An 8,196-nucleotide genomic window follows, 5' to 3' on the forward strand; every position below is an offset into this window, starting at 1 on the left:
CTCAGGTCATCCAGAATCTGGATGACCTGAGGTGGTTAATATTACCTTTAAGCATATTGAAGGTTAATTCCATATTTGTTTAAAGTTTCACGAATTTCATTTTGCAGTTCTTCAGATGGAAGGTCCATTGGCAGCCTTAGATGCGGTTCAATTTTACCCATCATCCCAAGCGCAGCTTTCACTGGTGCAGGGTTCGTATCTTTGAACAGGACATCGTTCAGCTCCATCAATTCATAATGAAGCTTTTGAGCTGTAGCTACATCGCCATCGAACCAGGCATCATGCATTTGCGCTACTTTTCCTGGCAGGACATTTGCCGTTGCGCTGACAGACCCAACCCCGCCAATCGCAAGCATTGGATAGCAAAGCAATTCGATGCCGGAGAATAATAGGAAATCACGGCCGCATTTCAAAAGCACACGGTTCACATGTTCAAAGTCTTTATTCGATTCTTTAACACCGATAATGTTCGGGCAGTCTTTGCTCAGCTGAGCTAATGTATCCACATGGAGATTCTGCGCAGTGCGTCCCGGTATGTTGTACACAATGATCGGAATATCTACCGAGTCCGCTACCGTTTTGAAATGCTTATATAATGCTTGCTGGTTTGGCTTGTTGTAGTAAGGGACAATCACTAACGCTGCATCCGCTCCGATTTCTTCTGCTTTTTTCGTCAAGCGCATCGTTTCATCGTGATTCGTAGATCCTGTGCCAGGTACAAAAGGAACTCTACCATTAATCGTCTTATGCGCAGTTTTCATGACCTGCACTCGTTCTTCTTCTGTCAAAGAGCTTGGTTCTCCTGATGTACCCGTAACCGAAATCGCGTGAGTGCCATTTTCCAACTGAAATTCGATTAACTCCGAAAGGGTAGCAAAGTCGATGTCATCATTCGCTTTAAATGGCGTAATGACAGGTGTGACCGAACCTCTTAATCTTGATTTAATCTCTCGATAATCTCTCATCCTATCTCCTCCTTCTCGCTATTTACAAACTCATTTCTAATTCTCGTAAATCCCCTTGTGCATGCAGAGCGTCCATTTCAAAATCAGCCATGAAATTATTCCATTGCAATCTAGCATCCTTAAGGTCTTCAAACAGGACCTCATCAAAAAAAGTGATGGTAAGCTGTCCCGGCCTGTGAATTGATTTAACCTCACATATCCCTTTTGCTTGAACCATCCTATTTATAATGGTCACTTCATATTGGCCAGGAGAAGGTATATAGTAGGTCGGATCAAAAGAAAACTTACACGTTCTCCCTTTGCCTTCAATATCGCCAGTCATTTCATAGCTTCTTCCGAGGTATTGTGGAATTTCTTCAACTCTTCCTGTAGAGATCAGCGATCTCAACAGAGTCGAGCTTACTTTTTGCTCATGTTTCTCAAATTTTGAGACGGTCGTGACTTCGAATCTGCCCTTACTGTCTATAGGCAGCTGCTTCATATCTCCTTGGCCTTTGAATCCATATTTATAATCGAACCCTGCAACGACGTGCTTACTGTTGAGTCCGCATAAATATTGATCGACAAACTGCTGATGAGGAACTTTTGCCACTTCTTTTGTAAAATCAACGACATAAAGGAAATCGACGCCAAATTGTTCAAATACCTCCGCTTTTTCAGAAAGCGGTGTTATAAAATTAGTGATCGTCGGACCTTTCGGAATGACAGAAGAGGGATGCTGGGCAAAGGTCATAACCGCAAGTTTTAATCCTTTATCTTTTGCTAATTTCTTCGCTGTTTGAATTATCTTCTGGTGTCCCAAGTGGACACCGTCAAAAAATCCTAAAGCCATGACACATGGCTGACTGTTTTCTTGAATGTGGTTTGTAATGTGGTGTTTAATCGGGATGGTGATCATCCTTGCCCTCCTCCCTTATCAAGTCATTTGCATATATTTCCCCTCATAAAATGCAAGCGGTTCTCCATCTTGAACATTCAAATTGATGACTTCACCGATATACAGGGTGTGATCTCCAGCCTCATGGGCTTGATAGACGTTACAGGCCAAACTGACAAGAGAGTTTTCAATTACCGGAAGGCCTTCAAAGGTATCAAATTCTATATTTTTATTCTCTTTGATTTGCCCAGCGAAAATCATTGACATTTCCTTTTGATCACCAGAAAGAATATTAACGGTGAATTGATTTGATTGTTTAACCACTTCATTCATTCTTGCTTTTTTATCGATGGAAATAAGGATGAGTTTGGGGTCAAGAGAGACCGACATAAAGGCATTGGCCGTCATCCCGTGCACCTGCCCCTCTACTTCTGACGCAATTACTGTCACTCCTGTAGCAAACTTACCCATGGCTGTTCGAAACATACGATCGTCCACTATGACCACCTCATTTAGTTAATTATTCTCGAAAACTGGTTGATCAAGTTACAAAAGTAGGCTTACGTTTTTTAAGCTTAGGCTCCGTAACTTTTACGATTTCGTTCGAATGCACATCCACCACTTCGGATGCTTCATCAAACCAGCTGTCAGGAGCTTTATGTCCCCAGAACGTCTGACGCATCGGGTCATCCAAATCCCAGCGAACCGGTTTGAAGTCAGGGTCACTTGTCAAATAGTCTCCATTATAAAGTTCAATACGGTGGCCGTCTGGATCCCTTAAGTAAAGAAACAAAGCATTTGATAAACCGTGACGTCCAGGACCGCGTTCGATTGCAGGCCCATATCCCATCGATGCAAGCACATCGCAGCCGTCAATCAGATTCATTGGATCCTTCAACCAGAAACCGATATGGTGTAGCCTCGGTCCAAGCCCATTCATGTAAGCTACATCATGAACACTTGGCTTTCGGTGCAGCCAGGCCGCCCATATTTTCTTTTCTTCCCCTTCTGTATATTCAGAGCAGGCGAAGCCTAATTGATTGATGTAGTGGTCATATGCTTTCTCCACATCCGGAACCATGCAGTTGAAATGATCGATTCGCTGCACTTTAGCCCCTTTATGGTAGTGATATTTTTGGATCATTCGTTCAGCTTGATCCATTTCCGCATAGTACTCCACAGGCAATCCGGAAACATCTTGAATTCTCAACGCACGCCCGACAGCTTCCTGTGAGCCCGCTTCCATCCATTTCACTTTCGTCCCTTGCTCGTCATAAAAGGCAGCTAGAAGATCCAAATCCTTTTCTGATCTTACTTTGTAACTGATTATTTCTACAGCTGGATTTTCTCTTTTCTTCAGCACAAGGCTATGGTGATTATGCTCTTCAAGACCTCGGAAAAAAATCTGCTCATCATCTGAGGCTGTTTCAATGAAACCAAGAGCTTCATAAAAAGCTCTTGATCTCTCTAAGTCTGTGACATGTAAAACGGCGCGACCAGCACGAATGATATCAAAATCCATCATTTTCACTCCTTATACGTTCGTATAGTTTGGTTTGGAAGTTTTTACTTTCTTCAAGAAATCTTGTACGTAATCTTTATAAGGCTCTTTGTTAAACTGTTCAAAGTAAGTCATCCCCATTTTCACTGGGTCACCAAAGAAGTAATATTCATAGTGAGTCTGTCTGCTGCCAAAGGCGCTCATCGTCAGATCCCAAGCGAGACGGAACAGTTTCACACGTTCATAGCCTTCAAGATTCTTAGACTGCAGCGCACGATTGACGAGCGGACCAATTTCTTCGTGATGGAAATCCTCTTCTGTTGGAATACCCATCAGTCCGGAAGCTCCTAGAATACGAAGGATTTCGACGAGACGTGGATACATTCTCGGATACCAGTTTCTAGCCGCATTCAAGGCTTCAAAGTCAGGGGTCATCGTTCCCCATTTATCAAGCTTGGCATTGTGCTCGGCTTTGAAGAGGTGGGACTTCATCGTTTCAAGCACTAGCATAATCTCCGTTCCTTTGTCCTGAACGTGCTGGAACTTGTCGATTCCGATTGATTCCATCAGATTCAGCACAACTCCAAGCAGAAATTCAGTTTTGACCACGTTTTTCGCTACGACCTGGTGGGACATGTGCACAACAGCGTTCGTTTCGGTAAATGTACGGTTGCAAATGGATGAATTTCCACAAACAAAGACCTTATCCCAGGGGACAAATACGTTGTCAAAATAAACAATCGCATCGCCTTCTTCAAAACGACTGCTTAATGGGTGATCCCACTGGTTCTTACCATAATCAAAGGATTCACGGCTGATGAACTTGAGCCCTGGAGTATTGTTGGGTACCACAAACGCAAGAGAGTACGGATCATCGAGCTCGCCAGCTTTTTTAACCGTAGATGGGAAGACAAGAATCTCATCCGTAATTCCGCCCTGAGTGGCAAGTAAGCGTGCACCATCAACAATGATTCCGTCTGAGCGCTTTTCAACGAGGTGAAGCGCTACATTCGCATCCTTTTGCTCGTGCTGCGCTTTTTGACGGTTTACTTGTGGGTGAATTAACGTGTGAGTCAAGCTGATGTCATTCTCCCTGGCATAGTCATAATAATTTTTTGCATTCTCCGCAAACATCGGGTCCTCTTCACCAAACAAGTCGTTGGCTACACCCATGGCCATAACTTCTGCATTCAAATAGTCAGGTGAGCGTCCCATCAATCCTCCGGAAAGGCGTGACCATTCCTGGATCGCTTCTCTACGCTTGATTAAATCATCTATCGTTTCCGGCCGATAAAAAGTCAGTCCTACTTTGTCGCCCGTCTGAGGAGAGGTGTACAGCATCTTCTCAGGTTTTTCATATTGAAGGTCATATAAATCTGCCATCGATTGAACTACATTTTTGAACGCTGGATGCGTAGTCGGGTCCTCGACGCGCTCACCGTGAATATAGATATTATTTTTCGCATTCTTTAACTTCTCTTTATATTGAGCCCCAGTTTTTGCTGGCATAAGTAAACTCCTCCTTGATTATTTTTTTCCGAATTGAGGGATGCGATGTTCTCCAAGCGCTACATGGATGATTTGCACTTCTGTATAAAATTCAAAGGCATAATGACCGCCTTCACGCCCAATGCCACTGTGCTTGGACCCTCCGAACGGTGTACGCAGATCACGGACATTCTGAGAATTGATCCACAACATCCCTGAATCAATCGCCTGCGCAACACGGTGCCCTCGCTGTAAATCTTTTGTCCACACATAGCCCGCTAATCCGTAGCGGACATTATTTGCATGCTCAATGACTTCCGCTTCATCTTTAAAGGTCATAACAGCGATGACTGGTCCGAAGATCTCTTCCTGTACCACTCTCATTGACGTATCTGCGTTAAGAAGTAAAGTTGGAGCAACAAAATTACCGCGGCTGTACTCTTCTGGAACCGTTCCGCTGATGACCTGGCATCCTTCTTGCTGCGCCAGCTCCAAATAACTTTTCACACTTTCATAGTGCTTCGTATGAATCAGCGGTCCGACTTGCGTATCTTCTTTCATCGGGTCCCCTACGATGATGTTCTGCACCCGTTCTTTAAGCGCAGCGATAAAATCAGCAGAGATATCTTCATGGACATACAATCGTGAGTTAGCTGTACAGCGTTCCCCGTTAAAAGAGAAGATTCCCCATGTGCAAGCATCAAGCGCCCGTTCAAAATCAGCATCTTCAAACACAATAATCGGAGATTTGCCGCCTAACTCCATCGAGAATCGCTTCAATGAATCAGCGCCATTTTTCATGATTTCAGATCCTGTCTTCGTTTCCCCTGTGAAGGAAATCAGCTCTACATCTCCATGAGCGACCAAGGAAGCACCAGCTGTTTCTCCGTAACCATGGACAACGTTGAAGACACCGTCAGGAAGGCCAGCTTTATCAATGATTTCAGCTAATCGATTCGCCGTCAGCGGAGACCACTCAGCCGGTTTCAAGATCACTGTGTTTCCTGTAGCCAGCGCGGGCGCAATTTTCCATGTCTCAAGCATAAACGGTGCGTTCCAAGGAGTAATTAAACCCGCTACTCCTACAGGCTTATGAATCGTGTAGTTGAGAAACTCATCATCCACCTGGTACGCATCTCCGACTAGCCGACTCTTCACCATCTCCGCGTAAAACCGGAAATTGTGTGCAGCACGCGCGACCATTTTCTTTGTCTGGCTGATCGGCAGTCCTGTATCGTAGGATTCAAGCGGAGCAATTTCATCAATATGTTCATCAATCAAGTCTGCAATTTTATAAATGTAGCTTAAACGTTCATTTTGGGAGAGGTTTCCCCATTCTCCTTTAAAAGCTTTTCTAGCCGCTTTCACCGCTTTTTCTATATCTGCTTGACCGCCTGAAGCAACCTTATTGATCTTTTCATTTGTGAAAGGATTGTAATTATCAAACTTCTCCTGACTTTCCGCATCTACAAAAGCTCCATCAATGTAAAGTTGAATATCGTTTACTTCTTTGATCACTCGTTTTCCCGCATTGTTGATATCAGATAAAGTAAGTTCACTCATGGTTATCCTCCTTATGATAGCGCTTTCTTTTTTGTCCAAAAAAATAATTCGTACACTCGGACTAAATTTGCAAATATTCGCTAAAGTTTGTATATTCAAATTATCACACAGCCTAATCTATATTAAAAATATCTATAAAATCTATTTAGCATATGATTTTCATATACATAAAAATGGAGGGAAGACATGGATATTAAGCAATTGCGCTATTTTCGTACAGTTGCTGAAGAAGGACAAGTAACGAAAGCAGCCAAAAAACTCCATATGGCTCAGCCCCCTCTCAGCCAGCAAATCAAATTGATGGAAGAAGAGCTCGAATTGAAGTTATTCGATCGCCATGGCCGTAAGCTTGAATTGACGAGTGCAGGAGAAGTGCTTTATCAAAAAGCAGGACAAATTCTTAACGATTTAGAAGAAACGATTGTAGAAGTTAAAGAAACGAACGAGGGGATTACAGGTACACTTCACATAGGTTCCAATAAATCATGCTTTTCGTCTTTAACAGGCCCCCTGAATCAGTTGAGACAGCAATACCCAAACCTAACCTATCAGCTTAGAGAAGGGGATACTTACTTTCTAGCCGAATGCATTCGAAGACGAGAAATTGAAATGGCTATTGTCCGTCTTCCGATCGAACGGGATGAATTTGAAATGCTCCCTCTCCCTTCCGAACCTTATGTACTAGTAACACCAAAATCCTGGGGCCTGTTTCCTGCAGATGCTAAAGAAGTGGAAGTCGAGGACTTAAAAGGGATACCGCTAATGCTCTTACATCGAATCAGCGGAATGGGACAATTTGAATTGATTGTAGACGAATGCAGAAAGCACGGATTTGACCCTCATGTTATCTGTGAATGCCCAGATGCTACGATGCTGTTATCACTCGTGGCTAATCGAGTAGGAGCAACCATTGTTCCACGCTCTACTTTGGAAGCGTTTTCTTTTTCCGATATTGAGAGCTATGAGTTTAGAAATGCTGATATTGAAGCGAAAGCTGTGATTATCTGGCATAAAGACCGATATTTAACGAAAGCTTCCCGAAGATTGCTGCGATTGTTCGAAGTAAACATGACTGATTTAGAAAAACTCGTTCAACTATAAAAGAATCTCATCCGACTATTCCTGAAGGGTTCGTTTCGAGACTTTTTTCTAAATGATGGTGAATGGGAAAAACGCCTCGCTTTCCGTGGGCATGTGCTGAGCCTCCTCAGACTTCGTCTTCCGGGGTCTCATCTAACATGTTCATCCCACAGGAGTCTCGCCGTTTTCCCATCCCCCATACGTTAAGGAGAAGCTCGAAACGATCTTTTATGGTAGGTGGCTTGAATGTTGTTGTTCATTCTGTATCACAACTAGTTTTTCTTAGATCAATTGGCAGATTCAAACGAGCAAGATTTCGAGAACCTACTATAGCAAGGGGCGTTGGGGAAGGGTGAGACTCCCGCGGGAGAAGGAAATAGGCGAGATCCCACAGGGCGCAGCCCGAGGAAGCTCGCCAGTTACCCCGCAGGAAAGCGAATCATACCCCAACGCCCCTAAACTCTCACAAAATCTTGAAATCAAGTTTTCAAGAATACTTTAAATGAAATAACTCATAACACAGAAAATCAAAACATCGTTTATCAAAATTCTTAAATTAAAAAGGAAAATACATCCTTTTATGGAAGTGAACTTATATAACTCAATACAATCCTGGAGGCTGGGTAGATGGAAAAGGTTAATCCTATCACTATATTTGGAGTAAAAGAAATTGCGGAAAAGAAATTAGTAGGCTTTCGAGTCGTTTGTGAAGATATGGCGGG

7 protein-coding genes are annotated in these 8,196 nt (G+C 43.3%); 1 reads left to right on the forward strand and 6 read right to left on the reverse strand.

Features of this window, described 5'->3' with window-relative positions; genetic code table 11:
- Positions 1-47: 47 nt before the first annotated feature.
- The 6 genes from hpaI to hpaE are packed head-to-tail and all read right to left on the reverse strand — an operon-like array spanning position 48 to position 6,394.
- The gene (hpaI, locus tag LD39_RS17465) at positions 48-965 is read right to left on the reverse strand and encodes a 2,4-dihydroxyhept-2-ene-1,7-dioic acid aldolase (protein ID WP_035550713.1); all 918 of its coding nucleotides are present in this window, start codon (positions 963-965) and stop codon (positions 48-50) included.
- Between the two features lie 22 nt (positions 966-987).
- Entirely contained in the window at positions 988-1,863 is an 876-nt protein-coding gene (locus LD39_RS17470; RefSeq protein ID WP_052158935.1) for an FAD synthetase family protein, read from the reverse strand.
- An 18-nt stretch (positions 1,864-1,881) separates the two neighbouring features.
- Entirely contained in the window at positions 1,882-2,340 is a 459-nt protein-coding gene (locus LD39_RS17475; RefSeq protein WP_035550716.1) for a flavin reductase family protein, read from the reverse strand.
- A 43-nt stretch (positions 2,341-2,383) separates the two neighbouring features.
- On the reverse strand, positions 2,384-3,364 hold the full coding sequence (gene hpaD / locus LD39_RS17480) for a 3,4-dihydroxyphenylacetate 2,3-dioxygenase (protein WP_035550719.1): 981 nt from the start codon (positions 3,362-3,364) through the stop codon (positions 2,384-2,386).
- A gap of 12 nt (positions 3,365-3,376) precedes the next feature.
- Positions 3,377-4,852: a 4-hydroxyphenylacetate 3-monooxygenase, oxygenase component gene (hpaB, locus tag LD39_RS17485; RefSeq protein ID WP_035550722.1), complete on the reverse strand. Its 1,476-nt coding sequence runs from the start codon at positions 4,850-4,852 to the stop codon at positions 3,377-3,379.
- 18 nt (positions 4,853-4,870) lie between these two features.
- Positions 4,871-6,394 carry a 5-carboxymethyl-2-hydroxymuconate semialdehyde dehydrogenase gene (hpaE, locus tag LD39_RS17490; RefSeq protein ID WP_052158936.1) on the reverse strand — a complete coding sequence of 508 codons (1,524 nt, stop codon included), beginning with the start codon at positions 6,392-6,394 and terminating at the stop codon, positions 4,871-4,873.
- A gap of 186 nt (positions 6,395-6,580) precedes the next feature.
- On the opposite strand from hpaE, the gene LD39_RS17495 reads away from it, so the two are divergent.
- Positions 6,581-7,495 carry a LysR family transcriptional regulator gene (locus LD39_RS17495; protein WP_035550725.1) on the forward strand — a complete coding sequence of 305 codons (915 nt, stop codon included), beginning with the start codon at positions 6,581-6,583 and terminating at the stop codon, positions 7,493-7,495.
- Positions 7,496-8,196: the final 701 nt, after the last annotated feature.

Origin of the sequence: Halobacillus sp. BBL2006, assembly GCF_000786645.1 — a bacterium.
Taxonomy (GTDB): domain Bacteria; phylum Bacillota; class Bacilli; order Bacillales; family Halobacillaceae; genus Halobacillus.